The organism is Tardiphaga sp. 42S5 (assembly GCF_034044155.1).
GTDB classification, from domain to species: Bacteria; Pseudomonadota; Alphaproteobacteria; order Rhizobiales; family Xanthobacteraceae; genus Tardiphaga; species Tardiphaga robiniae.
This window is the reverse complement of the sequence record NZ_CP139027.1, coordinates 1076278-1092915: the sequence shown is the minus strand read 5'-3', so window position 1 is coordinate 1092915 and position 16638 is coordinate 1076278. Positions and strand designations below refer to the sequence as shown.

Annotated in this window: 14 protein-coding genes and 1 pseudogene; 5 read left to right on the top strand and 10 right to left on the bottom strand. The window is 60.8% G+C overall.

Translation table 11 applies throughout. The features are described 5' to 3' along the window. Positions 1–8: 8 nt before the first annotated feature. From glyA to SFY93_RS05150, 6 genes are read right to left on the bottom strand one after another with little or no spacing between them, the layout of a single operon-like run. Complete coding sequence (gene glyA, locus SFY93_RS05175; protein WP_320446273.1) at positions 9–1298, bottom strand: serine hydroxymethyltransferase; 1290 nt, start codon at positions 1296–1298, stop codon at positions 9–11. 9 nt (positions 1299–1307) lie between these two features. Next, positions 1308–2681, bottom strand: coding sequence for an L-serine ammonia-lyase (locus SFY93_RS05170; protein ID WP_320446272.1), 1374 nt, complete (start codon positions 2679–2681; stop codon positions 1308–1310). 29 nt (positions 2682–2710) lie between these two features. Beyond that, the gene (locus tag SFY93_RS05165) at positions 2711–3238 is read right to left on the bottom strand and encodes a sarcosine oxidase subunit gamma (protein ID WP_320446271.1); all 528 of its coding nucleotides are present in this window, start codon (positions 3236–3238) and stop codon (positions 2711–2713) included. Between the two features lie 34 nt (positions 3239–3272). Further along, positions 3273–6263, bottom strand: coding sequence for a sarcosine oxidase subunit alpha (locus SFY93_RS05160; RefSeq protein WP_320446270.1), 2991 nt, complete (start codon positions 6261–6263; stop codon positions 3273–3275). Next, entirely contained in the window at positions 6260–6553 is a 294-nt protein-coding gene (locus tag SFY93_RS05155; protein WP_068737808.1) for a sarcosine oxidase subunit delta, read from the bottom strand. The genes SFY93_RS05160 and SFY93_RS05155 overlap by 4 nt, the downstream gene beginning before the upstream one ends. A 16-nt stretch (positions 6554–6569) precedes the next feature. Then, positions 6570–7823, bottom strand: a complete 1254-nt coding sequence (locus SFY93_RS05150) for a sarcosine oxidase subunit beta family protein (RefSeq protein ID WP_320446269.1) — start codon at positions 7821–7823, stop codon at positions 6570–6572. Positions 7824–8099: 276 nt separating this feature from the next. On the opposite strand from SFY93_RS05150, the gene SFY93_RS05145 reads away from it, so the two are divergent. The 5 genes and pseudogenes from SFY93_RS05145 to SFY93_RS05125 all read left to right on the top strand — a co-directional run. Then, the gene (locus SFY93_RS05145) at positions 8100–8615 is read left to right on the top strand and encodes a prolyl-tRNA synthetase associated domain-containing protein (RefSeq protein ID WP_320446268.1); all 516 of its coding nucleotides are present in this window, start codon (positions 8100–8102) and stop codon (positions 8613–8615) included. A 272-nt stretch (positions 8616–8887) separates the two neighbouring features. Continuing rightward, positions 8888–9910 carry a GlxA family transcriptional regulator gene (locus SFY93_RS05140; RefSeq protein WP_320446267.1) on the top strand — a complete coding sequence of 341 codons (1023 nt, stop codon included), beginning with the start codon at positions 8888–8890 and terminating at the stop codon, positions 9908–9910. Positions 9911–9942: 32 nt separating this feature from the next. Next, positions 9943–10434: a GNAT family N-acetyltransferase gene (locus SFY93_RS05135; protein WP_089266908.1), complete on the top strand. Its 492-nt coding sequence runs from the start codon at positions 9943–9945 to the stop codon at positions 10432–10434. Positions 10435–10636: 202 nt separating this feature from the next. Next, the gene (locus tag SFY93_RS05130; RefSeq protein ID WP_320446266.1) at positions 10637–11971 is read left to right on the top strand and encodes a S8 family serine peptidase; all 1335 of its coding nucleotides are present in this window, start codon (positions 10637–10639) and stop codon (positions 11969–11971) included. Positions 11972–12098: 127 nt separating this feature from the next. After that, a pseudogene (locus tag SFY93_RS05125) lies at positions 12099–12352 on the top strand (IS3 family transposase); the annotation flags it as partial. Between the two features lie 62 nt (positions 12353–12414). Here the strand turns inward: SFY93_RS05125 and SFY93_RS05120 are convergent. From SFY93_RS05120 to SFY93_RS05105, 4 genes are all read right to left on the bottom strand, one after another. Beyond that, on the bottom strand, positions 12415–13044 hold the full coding sequence (locus SFY93_RS05120) for a hypothetical protein (protein ID WP_320446265.1): 630 nt from the start codon (positions 13042–13044) through the stop codon (positions 12415–12417). 8 nt (positions 13045–13052) lie between these two features. Continuing rightward, the gene (locus SFY93_RS05115; protein ID WP_320446264.1) at positions 13053–15308 is read right to left on the bottom strand and encodes a xanthine dehydrogenase family protein molybdopterin-binding subunit; all 2256 of its coding nucleotides are present in this window, start codon (positions 15306–15308) and stop codon (positions 13053–13055) included. Position 15309: 1 nt separating this feature from the next. After that, positions 15310–15771: a (2Fe-2S)-binding protein gene (locus SFY93_RS05110; protein WP_320446263.1), complete on the bottom strand. Its 462-nt coding sequence runs from the start codon at positions 15769–15771 to the stop codon at positions 15310–15312. A 432-nt stretch (positions 15772–16203) separates the two neighbouring features. After that, a complete protein-coding gene (locus SFY93_RS05105) occupies positions 16204–16611 on the bottom strand; it encodes a putative quinol monooxygenase (protein ID WP_320446262.1) in 408 nt (135 codons plus the stop codon). Between the last annotated feature and the right edge of the window lie 27 nt (positions 16612–16638).

Genomic DNA, 16638 nt, shown 5'->3' with positions numbered 1-16638 from the left:
CGGCCTAATCAGGACCGATAGATCGGGAACGACGCAACCAGCTCGGCGACGCGGCCACGTGCTTTTGCCTCGACCTCCCGTGCTCCTTGGTCAGGCGCGCCGGAATTCGCATCCAAGACGGCGGCAATGAGCTTGCCGACTTCTTCGAATTCACCGACGCCAAAGCCGCGCGACGTCGCGGCCGGCGAGCCGAGCCGGATGCCCGACGTGATGGTCGGCTTCTCCGGATCGAACGGGATACCGTTCTTGTTGCAGGTGATGTTCGCTCGCCCGAGCGCCGCCTCGGCGAGCTTGCCATTCAGGTTCTTCGGCCGGACATCGACCAGCATCAGGTGATTGTCGGTGCCGCCAGTGACGATCGGATAGCCGGCCTTTGAGAGCGTGTCCGCCAGCGCGCGCGCATTGGCGGCGACGTCGGCCGCATATTGACGGAACGAGGGCTGCAGCGCTTCGCCAAACGATACCGCCTTGGCGGCGATGACATGCATCAGCGGCCCGCCCTGCAGTCCCGGAAAAATCGCCGAATTGATCTTCTTGGCGATGTCCTCGTCATTGGTCAGGATCAATCCGCCGCGCGGGCCGCGCAGCGTCTTGTGAGTGGTCGAGGTCACCACATGGGCGTGCGGGAACGGCGACGGATGGGCGCCGCCCGCCACGAGGCCAGCAAAATGCGCCATGTCGACGAACAGGTAGGCACCGACCGCATCCGCGATGCGGCGGAACGCAGCAAAATCCCAGAACCGCGAATAGGCCGAGCCACCGGCGACGATGACCTTCGGCTTGTGCTCCACTGCCAGCTTCTCGAGCTGCTCCATATCGATGGTGCAGTCGTCGCGGCGAACGCCATAGCTGACGACGTTGAACCACTTGCCCGACATGTTCGGCTTGGCGCCATGGGTGAGATGACCGCCTGCCGCAAGATCGAGGCCCATGAAGGTGTCGCCGGGCTTCATCAGCGCCATGAACACTGCTTGGTTGGCCTGGCTCCCGGAATTCGGCTGCACATTGGCATAGCTGCAGTCGAACAGCGTCTTGGCGCGCTCGATCGCCACCTCCTCGACTTCGTCGGCGAAGTGACAGCCGCCATAGTAGCGCCGGCCGGGATAGCCTTCGGCATATTTGTTGGTCAGCACCGAGCCCTGCGCCTGCAGCACTGCACGCGATACGATGTTCTCGGATGCGATCAGTTCGATCTCGTCACGCTGCCTGCCGAGTTCTCCGGCAAGCGACGACGAGATGGTCGGGTCTGCTTGGGCGAGATCGGCTGTGAAGAATGCCTCGCGTTCGGCTTGGGTCATGGTCTTCCCTCAACATTCTGCCAGATTGACAGCGAGACCTCCCAGTGAGGTCTCCTTGTATTTCGATTGCATGTCGCGCCCGGTCTCGCGCATCGTCGCGATCACCTTGTCGAGCGGCACCACGTGGGTACCGTCGCCCTGTAATGCGAGCGACGCCGCATTGATCGCCTTCACGGCACCAAAGGCGTTGCGCTCGATGCATGGCACCTGCACCAACCCACCGATCGGATCGCAGGTCATGCCAAGGTGATGCTCCATGCCGATCTCGGCGGCGTTCTCGATCTGCTCATTGGTACCGCCGAGCACGGCCGCGAGCCCCGCCGCCGCCATCGAACAGGCCGAGCCGACCTCGCCCTGGCAGCCGACTTCCGCGCCGGAGATCGACGCATTCATTTTGAACAGCGCGCCGATAGCGGCGGCAGTCAGCAGGAACACGCGCATGTTTTCAGGTGACGCCTCGCGGCAATGGTCGCGGAAATAGCGAAGCGTCGCAGGTATGATGCCGGCCGCGCCATTGGTCGGTGCCGTCACCACCTTGCTACCCGCCGCATTTTCCTCGTTGACTGCGATCGCATACAGGCTGACCCAATCCATCACCTCATGCTGGGCGCGGCTGTTCGAGCTTGCAGCGGCGACAAGGCGCCGATGCAGTGAGGGCGCGCGGCGCCTGACGTTCAGTCCGCCCGGCAGCTGCCCCTCTTTGGTCATGCCGCGATCGATGCAGTCCATCATCACCTGGATGATGCGATCGAGCCGCTGCTCGATCTCCTCCGCCGGGAGCGACGACATCTCGTTGGCCATGACGATCTGTGCAATCGACAGACCGGTTTTCGCACCGATCTCGAGCAACTGTTTGCCCGACCTGAAAGGATGCGGGACGGGAACGTCCTCGACAATCCCGACGACGCCGACCTGCGCTTCCGGAACGACAAAGCCGCCGCCGACGGAGCACCAACGCTCGCCGTGAAGGATATTACCGTCCCCCCCGAAAGCGGAGAGCGCCAGCGTATTCGGATGGTTTGGCGGCTCGGTCACGCCGTCGAAGATGATGTCATTGGCGAAATCGAACGGAACGTTGCGCCGCTTGGCAATCCGCAGCGTGCCCGTCGCGCGGGCGCCATCGACCAGCGTCTCCGCCTCTTCCGGATCGATCGTTTCCGGAAACTTGCCGGCAAGACCGAGAATGACCGCCTTGTCGGTGCCATGACCGCGACCGGTCCAGGCCAGCGAGCCGAACAGCTCGACCTTCACGCGCGCGAGGTCCTTCAGCAGACCGCGCTCCGCAAGCTGGCTGGCAAACAGCGCCGCGGCTTTCATCGGTCCCATCGTATGCGATGACGACGGCCCGATGCCTATCTTGAAGAGATCGAACGTTCCAATCATCGCGCGGTCTCCAGGGCGCAGCCGGGCTGCTAGGACAGGCTTCGCGCTTCGTCGAGGAATTGCCAGACATAGGGCGCAAACGAACGCCATACATCCACGTGGAACACGTACTCTTCAGAACGCGACAGCAGAAGTGATGCCTTACCCAGCACCGTGCGCGTGCACATCCCGACCGGGAACGCCTTGAGGGACAGATCCAGCGGGCAGCCATGGTTCAGCACCAGTGCCGCCGTTGGACCCGCAACCGCGATGCCATCCGAACGATGGCTGACATCCACCAGCGAACAGGCCTGCGCTTGCAGCGCTGCCGACATCCCGCCAAATACCTCGATCGGATTCTCGTTCACCGCCTGGAACAGCCATTCGTCTGGCCCCAGCCAATAGACCGACCGGCCGCCGACCGCCGCGAAGCGGCAGGCCTCAAGACTCGGCTTAACGCCAAAATGCGCCCCGGCCGCCTCGATCACCTCGGTCTTGCCGCGAAATACCAGCTTCGCCGCATCGGGAAGAATCGAGAGCGTTGTGGCGGACGCAGCAGTGGTGCCGGACGACCGCATTGGGGACAACGCGTTCGAACGCATGATCGCGGGACTAAGCATTCAAACGTTCCCCCTTCGGATCGAACAATATCGAGTCGACGACTTTCGCTTTGATCACGCCGTCCGGCATCGGGATCGAGAGCTCCTCACCCATCCGCGAGCGACCGCCGCGAACGAGTGCCAGCGCGATCGAGCGGTTCAGCGTCGCGCTCCAGTAGGCGGAGGTGACATGTCCGATCATCGGCACCGGGATCGGATGGGTCGGATCGAGCACGATCTGGGCGCCCTCTTCGAGAACCACCTTGGGGTCCGTCGTCAGCAACCCGACCAGTTGCTTGCGGTCTTCCCTGACCAGCGCCGGCCGCGACAGCGAGCGCTTGCCGACGAAATCCCGCTTCGCCTTGCCGACAGCCCAGCCGAGGCCGGCGTCATCGGGCGTCACCGTGCCGTCGGTTTCCTGACCGACAATGATGTAGCCCTTCTCCGCGCGCAGCACATGCATGGTCTCGGTGCCGTAGGGCGTGATCCGGTAGGGTTTCCCCGCCGCAAAAATCGCTTCCCAGACCGCCCGGCCATAGCCGGCGGGGACGTTGACCTCGAAGCCCAGTTCGCCGGTGAACGACACGCGGAACAGCCGCGTCGGCACGCCGCAGATACGTCCTTCGCGGACGCTCATATGCGGCATGGCATCGGCCGACAGATCGATGCCCTCGACCAGCGGCTCCAGCACCTTGCGCGCATTCGGTCCCTGCAAGGCAATGACCGACCACTGCTCGGTGGTCGAGGTGAGCCACACTTCGAGGTCCGGCCATTCGGTTTGGAGGTAGTCCTCCATCATGGACAGCACGCGGGCCGCGCCGCCGGTCGTCGTGGTGACGTGGAAACGATCCGTCGCCATGCGGCCGACGACGCCGTCATCCATGATGAAGCCGTCTTCGCGCAGCATCACGCCATAGCGCAGCCGACCGGGCTCCAGCTTGGTCCAGGCATTGGTGTACATGCGATTCATGAATTCCGCAGCGTCCTTGCCGACGATCTCGATCTTGCCAAGCGTTGAGGCATCGAAGATGCCGACCGACTCGCGCGTCGCCTTGCATTCGCGCGCGACGGCGGCATGCATGTCCTCGCCCACCCGCGGGAAATACCAGGCGCGCTTCCAGACGCCGACATCCTCGAACTGTGCGCCCTGGGCTTCGGCCCATGGATGGATGCTGGTCTTGCGCACGGGATCGAACAGATCACCACGCGATTGGCCAGCAAAGGATCCGAAGGTCGTCGGTGTATAAGGCGGGCGGAACGTGGTCAGGCCGACCTTCGGCACCGCGACATCGATCTGCTTCGACACGACACCGAGGGCGTTCATGTTGGACAGCTTGCCCTGGTCGGTGGCCATGCCGGTCGTCGTATAGCGCTTGACGTGCTCGATCGACCGGAACCCTTCGCGGGTCGCGAGCCGGACATCCTTGGCCGTTACGTCGTTCTGGAAATCGACCCAGGCCCGCTTTTCCGCCTGATGATCGGTCATCACGGAGCCGATGAACGCATCGGCACCCACCGACTGCGCGGAGACCGTATAGCTGCGCTCGCCGCGCGGGGAGAAGCCGGCCTTGGCCACAGCGTCCCGGCCACCCTTGGCGCCGCTTTCGATGACGCTTTCGAGCGCGAACAGTCCCTTGCACGCCCCGACCGACCGCTCGCGCTCGACGGACTCGGCAGGCACATAGGCCCGCAGCTCTTCGCTGTAACTGAGCTTGCCGCGGCTCTGCGAGAACAGATGCACCGACGGCGTGAACCCGCCGGACATCAGGATGAGATCGCAAGCCACCGTCTCGGCATCGCCGCCCTGCGCGTTGGAGATCTGCGCCGACTTTACCCGCAGCCAGCCCGACGTGCCGCGAACGATGCTGTCGGAGCGGACCTTGATGCCTTCGGCGCGCGCCTTGTCGACCCAATGGCCCGACGCGCTCTTGCGCAGATCCACGATCACCTGGATCTTGGCACCGGCTGCCTTGAGGTCCAGAGCCGCGCGATAGGCGCTGTCGCAGGCGGTGAACACGACCACCTGCTTGCCCGGCACCACGCCGTACCGATTCACATAGGTCCGGGCAGCATCGGCCAGCATGATGCCCGGCCGGTCATTGTCGGTGAAGACGAGCGGCCGCTCGATTGCGCCAGCCGCCAGAACGACTTCCTTGGCCCTGACCTGCCAGAGCCGCTCACGCGGCTGGTTCGTCGCGGGATTGCTGAGGTGGTCGGTGACGCGCTCGTTGAGACCGACAAAATTGTGCGGGTACCAGCCGAACGCCGTCGTACGCGACATCAGCTTCACATTGGGGCGCTTGCGCAATTCATCGAGCGCCGCGCGCGCCCAGTCGGCGGCCTGCATGCCGTCGATCGATGCCGAACGATCAGACAGTAGCGAGCCGCCCATCTCTGCCTGCTCGTCGCACAGGATCACGGTGGCATCGCTGTTGCTGGCTTCGAGCGCTGCGGCAAGACCCGCAGGTCCGGCGCCGACGATCAGCACGTCGCAATGCGCAAACACCTGCGTATAGCGATCGGCATCCGGCTCGGCTGGCGCTCTGCCGAGACCCGCCATCCGCCGGATTACCGGCTCATAGAGCTTCTTCCAGGCCGTGCGCGGCCACATGAAGGTCTTGTAGTAGAAGCCCGCCGGCAGGAAGGCCGAGAAATATTCGTTGAGGAAGCTGGCATCAGTCTCGAGCGACGGCCAGCGATTCTGGCTTTCGGCCACCAGCCCGTCATAGATCTCGACCTGGGTCGCGAGCAGATTCGGCGTATAGCGCGACTGGGTCGCGCCGACACCGACCAGCGCATTCGGCTCTTCCGAACCGACGGAGACGAAGCCGCGCGGCCGATGATACTTGAACGAACGCCCGACCAAATGCACGCCGTTGGCGATCAACGCGGAGGCCAGCGTGTCGCCGGCCAGACCCTGATACGACTTTCCGTCGAACGTGAAATGAACTGCGTTGCGGCTTTCAGCGACGTCGCCGCGCCGCACGCGATACGTACCCGTCATGGCTTGGCACCCTGATGTTCGGCTTCGGGGCGCTCGCCCATGCGATAGGTGCGCTTGATGACGTCCGTGGTCGTGTCGCGGCTGGCATTGAAGAAACGGCCGCAGCCATTGGCGTGCCGCCAACGCTCGTGATGCAGGCCCTTGGTGTTGTCGCGCATATAGAGATAGGCGGCCCACTCGTCGTCAGTGAGGCTCATCGGGTCGGCCGGGCGGGCGATATGCGCCTGCCCGCCATTGGCGAATTCGGCCTCCGGGCGCGGCCCGCAATAGGGGCAATTGATCAAGAGCATCTCGTTTTCCCCGCTATCAATGCGCCACGGCGGCCGCAGCCGCTTCGTCGATCACGGCGCCATCGCGGAATCGCTCGATGGTGAACGGCGCATTGATCTTGTTCGGCTCATCCTTGGCGATCGTACTGGCGAACACCTCGCCCGATCCCGGCGTCGCCTTGAAGCCGCCGGTGCCCCAGCCGCAATTGACGTACAGCCCGGATACCGGCGTCTTCGCCACGATCGGCGAGCGATCCGGCGTGACATCGACGATGCCGCCCCAGTTGCGCAGCATGCGCAGGCGCCGAAACGCCGGCACCAGTTCGCAGATCGCATCCAGCGTATGATTGACGATGTGCAGGCCGCCACGCTGTGTATAGGACGTGTAGACATCCGTTCCCGCACCGATCACCATCTCGCCTTTGTCCGACTGCGAGATATAGGCGTGGATCGTGTTCGACATCACCACGCAGGGGAAGATCGGCTTGACCGGCTCGCTGACCAGCGCCTGCAGCGGGAAGCTTTCCAGCGGCAGACGCACGCCGGCCATGTTCATCACCGTGCTGGTATTGCCGGCCGCGACGACGCCGATGCGCTTCGCATTGATGCTGCCGCGCGTCGTATCGACGCCGACCACCTCCCCGGTCGGCGCGCGGCGGATGCCGGTGACCTCGCAATTCTCGATAATATCCACGCCGAGCGCATCAGCAGCGCGGGCATAGCCCCAAGCCACAGCGTCGTGGCGCGCCGTGCCGCCGCGGCGCTGCAGCGCGCCGCCGAGGATCGGATAGCGCATGGACCCACCGACATTCAGTGGCGGACAGAATTCTTTGCATTCCGCCGGTGACAGCCATTCATTGTCGATGCCGTTGAGACGGTTGGCATGAACGTGTCGCTTGAAGCTCTGCACATCGTGAATGTTGTGCGCCAGCATCAAGACGCCGCGTGGTGAATACATGACATTGTAGTTCAGTTCCTGCGACAGCCCTTCCCACAGTTTGAGGGCGTGCTCGTAGATCCCGGCGCTTTCGTCGAACAGATAGTTCGAACGAATGATCGTGGTGTTCCGGCCGGTATTGCCACCGCCGATCCAGCCCTTTTCGAGGACGGCAATGTTTTTGACGCCGTAGCGGCTGGCCAGGTAGTAAGCCGTTGCAAGCCCGTGGCCACCACCACCGACTATGATGACGTCATAACCCGGCTTCGGTTCAGGCGAACGCCACTGTCGCTGCCAGCCGGTATGACCGGTCAGCCCTGCCCGTAGTAATGAAAGCGCTGAGAATTTCTGCATGGCTGTCCACGTTGTGATTGGACGGAGCCTACAACTCGCTGCCGCTTCGCGGCCAGCATCAGGCCGCCAATCATGTTGGATCAGAGCGACATCGGGACGCCGCAGGTTTGCAAAGCCCCGACACGAAACACGTAGATTTGCGACAAGCCACCCGGCTTCGCTCGCCAGGGTCTCGAATTCGCGACGTATCCATGCGACACGGATCGCTGCCATATAGACAGGACAGCCTGCCCCGGGCGCACGCAGTCCCGCCACCGACGGTCAAGGACACGCAGAATGAGCATCGAACGCAGCGACGAGATTCTTCAGTACCTCAAAGACAAGTCGATCGTGGTGGAGACGTTCGAACACCCGCCCGTGCGTACAGTGGAAGAGTCGCGTGCGCTGCGTGGCGACATTCCCGGCATTCACACCAAGAACCTGTTCCTCCGCGACGGCAAGAAGCGGTTCTTCCTGTTCGTCACCGACGAAGCCGCGACCGTTCACCTGAAGTCGCTGGCAAAGACGATCGGCGCCAAGGGCGGGCTGTCATTTGGAAGCGCGGAAGCCCTGAAGGAATTGCTTGGGATCGAACCGGGATCGGTCTCGATTCTGGCGCTCTACAACGATGCCAATCAGGCGGTCACTCCCGTCATCGATGCGCGCTTACGATCGGCGGAGCGCATCAATTGCCACCCCATCATCAACAGCCGCACGACATCGCTGTCGGTCGGCGCACTCGACGCATTTCTTGCTGCGATCGGCCGCGAAGCGCAGTTCGCGACGCCAGAAGAGCCGCCGTCCGCCGGCTGACCCTCCTGCGCTGAACCGGCCGACCTGATCTGGCCGCAACAACCTGGGGCTTGTCGGTTCCCGGCCGACGCCCCGAACCTCGCGCTCCAGGCGAGACGCTTCGCCGCCCTTGCGCGCGCGGCAATGTATTTTTAGGATCAGTCCGTCGCAAATGCCTGCCCCAGCGCGCTGGAGGTATGTAATGATGCGACATGGGTCCGTTTTGGAGCATCGTCTCGCGGCGATCACCCGGATTGCCATTCGACCATATGGTGAATGCGAAGGCAGGGGTGATGCAACCAAAGGTCCGTCCGCTGCGCGTTGGCTTCATTCTGACCAAGAATTTCACGCTGACTGCGTTGGCCAGCTTCGTGGACGTGCTGCGTCTCGCCGCCGACGAGGGCGACAACAGTCGGCCGATCCGCTGCCAGTGGCACATCATGGCCGACACCGACGAGCCGATCCGTTCGAGTTGCGGTTTGCTGATGTATCCGAATTCCCGGTTCCTCGATCCGCGCGAGCTCGATTATGTCGTCGTCGTGGGCGGCCTGCTGCATCAGGGCCCGCAGATCGATGACAAGATCAAGCGCTATCTGCTGGAGGCTGCGAACACCAAAGTCGATCTGATCGGCGTCTGCACTGGCAGTTTTGTGCTGTGGCGTCTCGGCCTTCTCAATCAGAAAAAGTGCTGCATCAGCTGGTATCACTATCGCGATTTCCTGGAGGAATTCGGCGAGACACTCCCGGTGGCCGACCAGCTCTTCGTCATCGACGGCAACCGCATCACGTGTTCGGGCGGCATGGGCGTTGCCTACCTCGCCGCCCATATCGTGGAACAACGCATGGGCCTGTCGAGCGCGCAGAAGGCGCTCCACATCATGTTGATCGATCGCATGAAACCCGGATCTTCGGCTCAATCGGCGCCGCCGACCGAATTTGCCGAGACCGACGGACGGATCTCGCGCGCGCTGCTAATGATGGAGCAGAACCTGTCAGCGCCGCTGTCTGTCGCGCGACTGGCCGGCAAGGTCAGTCTGAGCACGCGGCAACTGGAGCGTCTTTTCAAAGAGGAAACCGGCCAGTCGCCGCAGGCGACATATCTGCGGCTGCGCCTGAAACATGCACGGTGGATGCTGAAAACCGACCTATCGCTGGCCGCGATCGCCGCCGAAACCGGCTTCGTCGACGGTTCGCATCTCAGCAAGGCGTTCAAGGCCGCCTTCAATACCAACCCGTCCGAGGAACGCCGCAGAATAATCGGTCAATCCCACGGGCAAGATGCCGGCGAAGGTCGGCGTATATTCAGTCCGGCTTAGGCGGCACTTGTATGGTCATACACTCCGACGACCTGATCATTCGCCCGGCTGAGCCGGCAGACCGGGCAGACATCTGGTCGGTCATCGAGCCGACCATCCGTGCAGGCACGACCTACGCCCTGGACCCCCTGATGACGAAGGACGATGCTTTGTCCTACTGGCACGGTCCGGATAAACGAACCTTCGTTGCCGTGCGCCAAGGTCAGATCGTGGGATCTTATTATGTGCGCGCCAACCAGGGCGGTGGTGGCAGCCACGTGGCCAATTGCGGCTACATGACGCTGGCGAGCGCGCAAGGCGGCGGTGTGGCGCGCAATATGTGCCTACACTCGCTCGACTATGCCAGAAGCTCCGGATTTCGCGCCATGCAATTCAACTGCGTCGTGAGCAGCAATGTGCGTGCGGTGAGACTCTGGACTACGCTTGGTTTTGAGATCGTCGGACGGCTGCCTGAGGCTTTTCGGCTTCCGACTGACGAATATGTTGATGCGCTCGTGATGTTTCGTAAGCTTGACGCTCAATAACGGCATCGCGAGGCGCACAAGACATAGATCGAGCCATGTGTACCACCCGTGCGTACCAATCGGGCGGAAAAAAATCTATTGCTTTCAATGACTTATTGATTTCGTTGCGATTTTCACCTGGCTGGCGGAGAGGGGGGGACTCGCCACCGAGAAGCGCGAAAACCGCAATAGATACAGTTTTATACGCTGGTTTCGGGGTTTCTTGAACCGTCGGTTCTACACCGAGGTTCACCCCGCGACGGCTGCTCGTCCGACCGACGAGCGGCTTGAAGCGCCGTCCAGTTCAATCATCGAAGTGGACCTACGCAAAGGCACAGCGGCCGACGCACTTGATTTGAAGTCGGAAGGCATTCGTTCTGGCGCATCGAAGGAAACCAACACGGGCAAGACCATTGCGCTGTATGTGCCAGACCACGCGCGACCTGTCCTTGAAAAAATTATCGAAGACTACACGGATTTGATTTCGGTAAGCGACGACGGATACGAGGATTGGAACCCGCTGGCCGCAGCGGGCGACCTCAGCCCCCATAGCCGGACGAGTGTCGAATGGGAACAGGGCATCGCACCGTTCAAGCCTGAGTTGGTCATGGAAGCGGGAAACCGCGCCGTAAATCCGGGTCTGACGGAAATCCTGACAGTAGGCTCGCTCTCGCTTTTGACCACCGGTCATGAAGCTGGCACGCCGCTAGTGCCGTTTGAGGCGACAAGCGCGGCGACGGCGCAGGCAGCACGGATAGCCGCGCGATTGATGGCGAAGTATCCCGAGTTCTGGCCGGAAACCATCCGCGCCTTGATGGTTCATAGCGCCGAATGGACCGGGTCGATACTGACGGCAATTGATGCGACACCTGGCAAGCGCGAGCGTTATGCGCTTATTCGTCGTTTCGGATATGGCGTGCCCGATTTTGACCGAGCGAGCGCTTCGGCAACGAACCATCTCGCGATGATGGCACAGGCGGAAATTCAGCCGTTCCAGCTGGATGGAAGTCGCAAATTCAATGAGTGCCACTACTACAATTTGCCGATACCGGGTTCTTTGCTCGAAGAGTTGGAAAACGAGCCGGTCGAACTGAAAGTAACGCTGTCATATTTTGTCGATCCAAACCCAGGCTTATCGGCAAATGTGGACTCGCAACGCTATCAATCACATGGCCTGCGCTTCGACCTACAAAGACCGCGCGAAACACTCTCGCAATTCAAGAAGCGTGTTAATGCGTCAGAGAGTGAAAATCCACGCCGGGCAACTGGTGCGCCTGCCGATGGACGCTGGGTTCTGGGTGCAGACAGCATTTCAGCGGGGTCCTTGCATTGCGACGTGTGGCGCGGTCCAGCTATTGAGCTTCTTGGCCGGAATATGCTTTGCGTTAAGCCAGTGAACGGCTGGTGGCGCAACCGCGCTTCAGCGGACGTCTGCAATCAGCAAACACGGTATTCGCTAATCGTTTCACTCAAGACGAAGAATGTCGAACTCGACATTCACACGCCCATCAGTTCGGCGGCGGTGAAGGTGCCGGTCGAAGTCGAGACGGAAATCTGACGCGCATTAGTTCACGCATCTATCTGCTGCTGGACGCGCGGGTCGAGAACCGGCGTCGCAGGTTTCGCGCGCTCTTGGCTTTCCAGTAAAGCTGCACACGGATGGCATAAATTAGATGACGCCGTAAAAGCGCCGCCTGGCGGGTGACACAGCCCGCTCCACCACGTCAGGCGAGGTGAAGGGTCTTCGCCGGGAGGCCTCGGCGTTGAAGGAAGTCGTGCCCGACCACCATGGAAAGCCGTCTGCTTAAAAAAGTATGAGCGGGGATGGGGAGGACGAGGCATGAGGTATCCGGCGTCCGAGAAATCTGAGATCATCGCGCTGGTCGAGCAGTCGCATTTGCCTGCCGGGCGCACGCTGGAGAAGCTCGGCATCCCGCGGCGCGGCACTTGCCGATAATGACGGTAATGACGAATATTCCATCCACGATAGCTGCAACCTCGTCAGTTTGGACACGGCTGCCCAGCGGCTCCCCACATTGCCATGTCTTTGACATGCTGTTCAAAAGTACCCGGCGGAGTTGCACGGCCTGCGCCGGGTTGCCATGCCCGCGGTATGAACCCGCTCAACGACTCGTCGTGCCGCAAGTGCGCGAGGAGAGCGACTACATCGCGACCGCCGTTACGCTTGGGATTCTTGAGCTGTGCGCAAATTTCGGCGCCGCTCTTGCCGTACCAGATGAAATCGACGGGAGCCAACTGCCAGTCGATGCCTGCCCGCAATGGCGCCGGGGCGGGATCATTCGGCTGGGTCGAGGTCATGTGACAGGTAGAACAGCGAAGCCCCTCAGCACCGATGCGGCTCATGCCGGCGTGGATGTTCATGCCATGCACCCGGTCTTTACCTTCGCCGGACGGAGACCATACCGGGATCGCCTTGGCATCGACATGACAGTTGGCGCAGCGCGGATGTGTTACAACCGCTTCAATCCGCTTCCAGGCTTTCAGCCCTTCAGCGCGACTGACGCTTCCAGGTGGCAGCGCGTCTTTCGCCGGCCCCTTGGCCGCAACCAGTCCGGTAATCATAGCGATCGATGAAACGGCGACGGCGAGTGCGATAGCAGCTTTTCTCATGACCACCCTCACACAAAATCGATATATTTGTTGAAGGGCATTTCGCGGATTCGTTGCCCAGTCGCTGCGAATATCGCGTTAGCCAGCGCCGGCGCTGCCGGCGGCACCGGAGGCTCCCCGACCCCTCGGACCTTTGGATCGTTCTCAAGCCCGCGAACTTCGATCACCGGGCATTGATAGAGGCGCATGGCCTCGTGGTGGTTGAAGTTGGTTTGCTGGACCGCGCCTTTTGCGTAAGTGAGTTCGCAATTGATAGCGTGGCCGAGCCCCCACACCACGCCTCCCTGGACCTGGTTCTCAAAATTGACGGGATCGATGACCTTGCCGACATCGACGGCGACCCAGACCTTGTCGATCCGGATGCCACTTCTGGTCATCGTCACTTCAACAACTTCAGCCGTGGGTGTTCCGAATGACTCGACGAATGCGACACCACGCCCTCTTCCGTTCCCAAGAGGCCCCTTCCAATCTGACATCTCCCCGACCGTCTCAAGCACCTTTCTGTAGGTGGGAACCGTGCACATCTCGATACGTGCGCGCAGAGGATCCAGACCAGCCGCATGGATCAACTCATCAATAAAACTCTCGGTGAAGAAGCCGGCTGTCGAGGCTCCGACAGACCGCCATGTCGTACTCGGCGACAGTCCCTGCGCCTCGTAGCTGGTAGAGCGGAAATTCGGGATGTTGTAATAGACATTCCACAAGCACGCCCCCAACTGGCCGTCGGGATCCTTCGACGGAGCTCCCATGCGCTCGAGCAGACCTTTGAAAGGTGCGGTCGAGGCGGATTTAAGCTCAGCAGCAACGATCTTTCCCTTCTCGACAACCCCCGAATGTCGGGCGAGGGAAATCTGGCGCGGGATATCCTGGAGAAAGTCCTCCTCACGCGAAAAGACGAGCTTGATCGGCGTGCCTCGCATCTGATTGGCGATCTCGGCGAGTACGCCGATATTCTCGAATTCAAGTCGATGACCGAAACTTCCGCCAGTCCATTGATTGTGAAATGCGACCTGTTCAGGCTTGAGACCGATGGCTGCGGCCGCAATGGATTGTACGGCTTGTGGGCTCTGATGACCAACCCAGATCTCCATCCCGTTGTCTGTAACGATGGCGACGCCATTGAGAGGCTCTAAGGGCTGATGCGCCACATAGGGCGCACGATATTCTGCTTCGATGACCTTTCCCGACTTGAACGCTGCATCCACATTGCCGATATTGCGCCACTCCTTGCCTAGGAACTCTGGCTTGAAGGACTCTTCCAAAACCTTCCAATGGCCTGCTTGTTCGGCAGGATACTTCGAAGGCGCCCACTTGCATTCAATTGCTGCAACTGCCCTCATTGCGTACCAGCTATTCGTTGCAACTACGGCAACGCCATTTTTAAGCTTCAGGATCTTCTTCACGCCTGGCATGGCGCGCGCCTTGCGAGCATCGTATGAGAGCAGTGGCTGCCCTTTGTTTGGATTCAGCTTGACCGAGGCGTACATCATTCCGTCGATCCTGAGATCGATGCCGAATTTCAGTTCACCCAACGCTTTCGATCGAACATCGAGGCGCATCATCTGCTTCCCCAGAATTCGCCAGTTCGACGGGTCGCGTGGCTTGGCGTCGAGAACAGGCGGAATCTTCGCGGCCTCGGCCGACAATTCAACGTAGGGAATTCGCGTTCCGTCTGGCAGGATCACGTGACCGGATTGAGTGCGGACGTCAGCGGCAGATACGCCTGAGCGTTTGGCCGCAGCAGCCTTCAAGGTTTCACGCGCGACAGCACCGGCGACACGCAGCTTCTCATAGGTGTCCGGGATCGTGCTCGACCCACCCGTCATCTGCAAGCCGGACTTTCTGAGAGTTTCGAACACGGCTGCGCGCGCCTGTTCAGCAGCTGGGCTTTGATCGGCCGCCACGAAGGGCGCCAACTCCTCCGCAAAGCCAGTATTGAAGTATGCGGGGCTCGGGCTTGCAAATCGAACTTCGAACTGGCCGATATCAAGATCCATCTCTTCGGCGATCATGATCGGCTGAACGGATCCGACACCCTGCCCGATGTCGGCGTGTTGCGCGACGAGCGTGATCTTCTCCGGGCTGATTTCGACCCATGGATTGAAAGAGACGGAGTTCGGCCCGAGGCCCACAGCTAACGGATTTACGTCACCGGCTCGGAAGGCTTCCGAAGCATTGCTGTAAGTCCCGAATGCGATGCCTCCGGCCGTTGCGGCAGCGCCAACAATGAAGGCGCGGCGAGATAAGTTCCGATGCGCGCCCATCTCACTTCTCCGCCATCTTCGCTGCCGCCGCATGTATCGCAGCGCGAATGCGCGAATAAGTGCCGCAGCGACACAGATTACCGGACATCACCTCATCTATCTGCTCATCGTTCGGCTTGGGGATCAGTTCAAGAAGTGAAATCGCCTGCATGATCTGGCCGGTCTGGCAGTAACCACATTGCGGAACCTGATGCTCGATCCATGCCTGCACAACTGGATGCGTTTCTCTGTCGCGCAGACCTTCCATCGTGACGACTGACTTTCCGACGACGTCGCCAACACGCGACTGGCAGGAACGGACAGCATGTCCATCGATGTGGACGGTGCAGGCACCACATTGCGCCACTCCACAACCGTATTTCGGGCTTGTAATACCCAACTCATCGCGCAAGGCCCATAACAACGGCATCGATGGATCGACATCGACCTTGGATTTGGCTCCATTGACCATCAGTTCGATCATCTCAACACCTCCTCCGAGAACGATGGTTTCGCATCACGCATAGACGCATCTTGGTGGATGGAATCTCGTCCGAACCAGATGTCGGTCGGGGGAAAGCTACAGCAGCCTGCGGCTCTAGAACGGTTAAAATATGTAAAGCCCGAGAAGGCAGAGATCAGACACTTGGTACCTGGCCATCTTCGCCGCGATGGAGCTTGTCTACTAATCGTCGCATGGCAATACGGGAGACGCAGGCTCAGACGCCACTCCGCGATAAATCACGAGTGGCTAGGCCGCCGAGGGGGATGCGAAATATCACCTGCAGTACGCTCGCCGGATGCAGCGCATTGCGCCGCACAGGCTTGTTCGAACATCCGGTACTTCGCGACAACCAAGGGATATGTGATCGTTCGGTAAGTCATAGAAGCTACTGCAGCAGCCCTATCAATCGCCTCATTTGAGGACGGTCATCTTCATGACAGTGACGCCACCGTCAGCCAGTTTTTCGATCGTCTTGAACCATTCCTTGACATACGGCATGGCATTGTGCGCCTCGAAGTCCGCCTCGGTGGCAAACACCTCATAAAAGATGAAATGTCCCGGCTGCTCGCGACTTTCCTGCAAAAAATAGACAAGATTCTTGGGGTCGCTTCGCACTTGCGCGATCAAGGGCAAGGTCGCGCTCCGTAGCTCTTCCGCTTTACCGGGCTTCGCACGCACTTGCGCGACAATTGAGAGAGCGTTGGGAGGAATGCTCGAATAGCTTACGCCCCTTGCCTCCTGCCCGTACGACTGCGTCGCCGGTGCCAAACAACAAACAAGTGCAAATGCAATCCCTGTAGCTCTACGCATCTGGCTCATACCCATCTCCCGCGGCGACGTCATAGG

Excerpts from the sequence above, each read along its gene's own strand:
- SFY93_RS05155 (WP_068737808.1), bottom strand. The coding sequence starts at position 6,553 with ATGCTCTTGATCAATTGCCCCTATTGCGGGCCGCGCCCGGAGGCCGAA.
- SFY93_RS05145 (WP_320446268.1), top strand. The coding sequence starts at position 8,100 with ATGAGCATCGAACGCAGCGACGAGATTCTTCAGTACCTCAAAGACAAG.
- SFY93_RS05165 (WP_320446271.1), bottom strand. The coding sequence starts at position 3,238 with ATGCGGTCGTCCGGCACCACTGCTGCGTCCGCCACAACGCTCTCGATT.
- SFY93_RS05115 (WP_320446264.1), bottom strand. The coding sequence starts at position 15,308 with ATGGGCGCGCATCGGAACTTATCTCGCCGCGCCTTCATTGTTGGCGCT.
- SFY93_RS05120 (WP_320446265.1), bottom strand. The coding sequence starts at position 13,044 with ATGAGAAAAGCTGCTATCGCACTCGCCGTCGCCGTTTCATCGATCGCT.
- SFY93_RS05105 (WP_320446262.1), bottom strand. The coding sequence starts at position 16,611 with ATGAGCCAGATGCGTAGAGCTACAGGGATTGCATTTGCACTTGTTTGT.
- glyA (WP_320446273.1), bottom strand. The coding sequence starts at position 1,298 with ATGACCCAAGCCGAACGCGAGGCATTCTTCACAGCCGATCTCGCCCAA.
- SFY93_RS05150 (WP_320446269.1), bottom strand. The coding sequence starts at position 7,823 with ATGCAGAAATTCTCAGCGCTTTCATTACTACGGGCAGGGCTGACCGGT.
- SFY93_RS05140 (WP_320446267.1), top strand. The coding sequence starts at position 8,888 with ATGCAACCAAAGGTCCGTCCGCTGCGCGTTGGCTTCATTCTGACCAAG.
- SFY93_RS05160 (WP_320446270.1), bottom strand. The coding sequence starts at position 6,263 with ATGACGGGTACGTATCGCGTGCGGCGCGGCGACGTCGCTGAAAGCCGC.
- SFY93_RS05110 (WP_320446263.1), bottom strand. The coding sequence starts at position 15,771 with ATGATCGAACTGATGGTCAATGGAGCCAAATCCAAGGTCGATGTCGAT.
- SFY93_RS05170 (WP_320446272.1), bottom strand. The coding sequence starts at position 2,681 with ATGATTGGAACGTTCGATCTCTTCAAGATAGGCATCGGGCCGTCGTCA.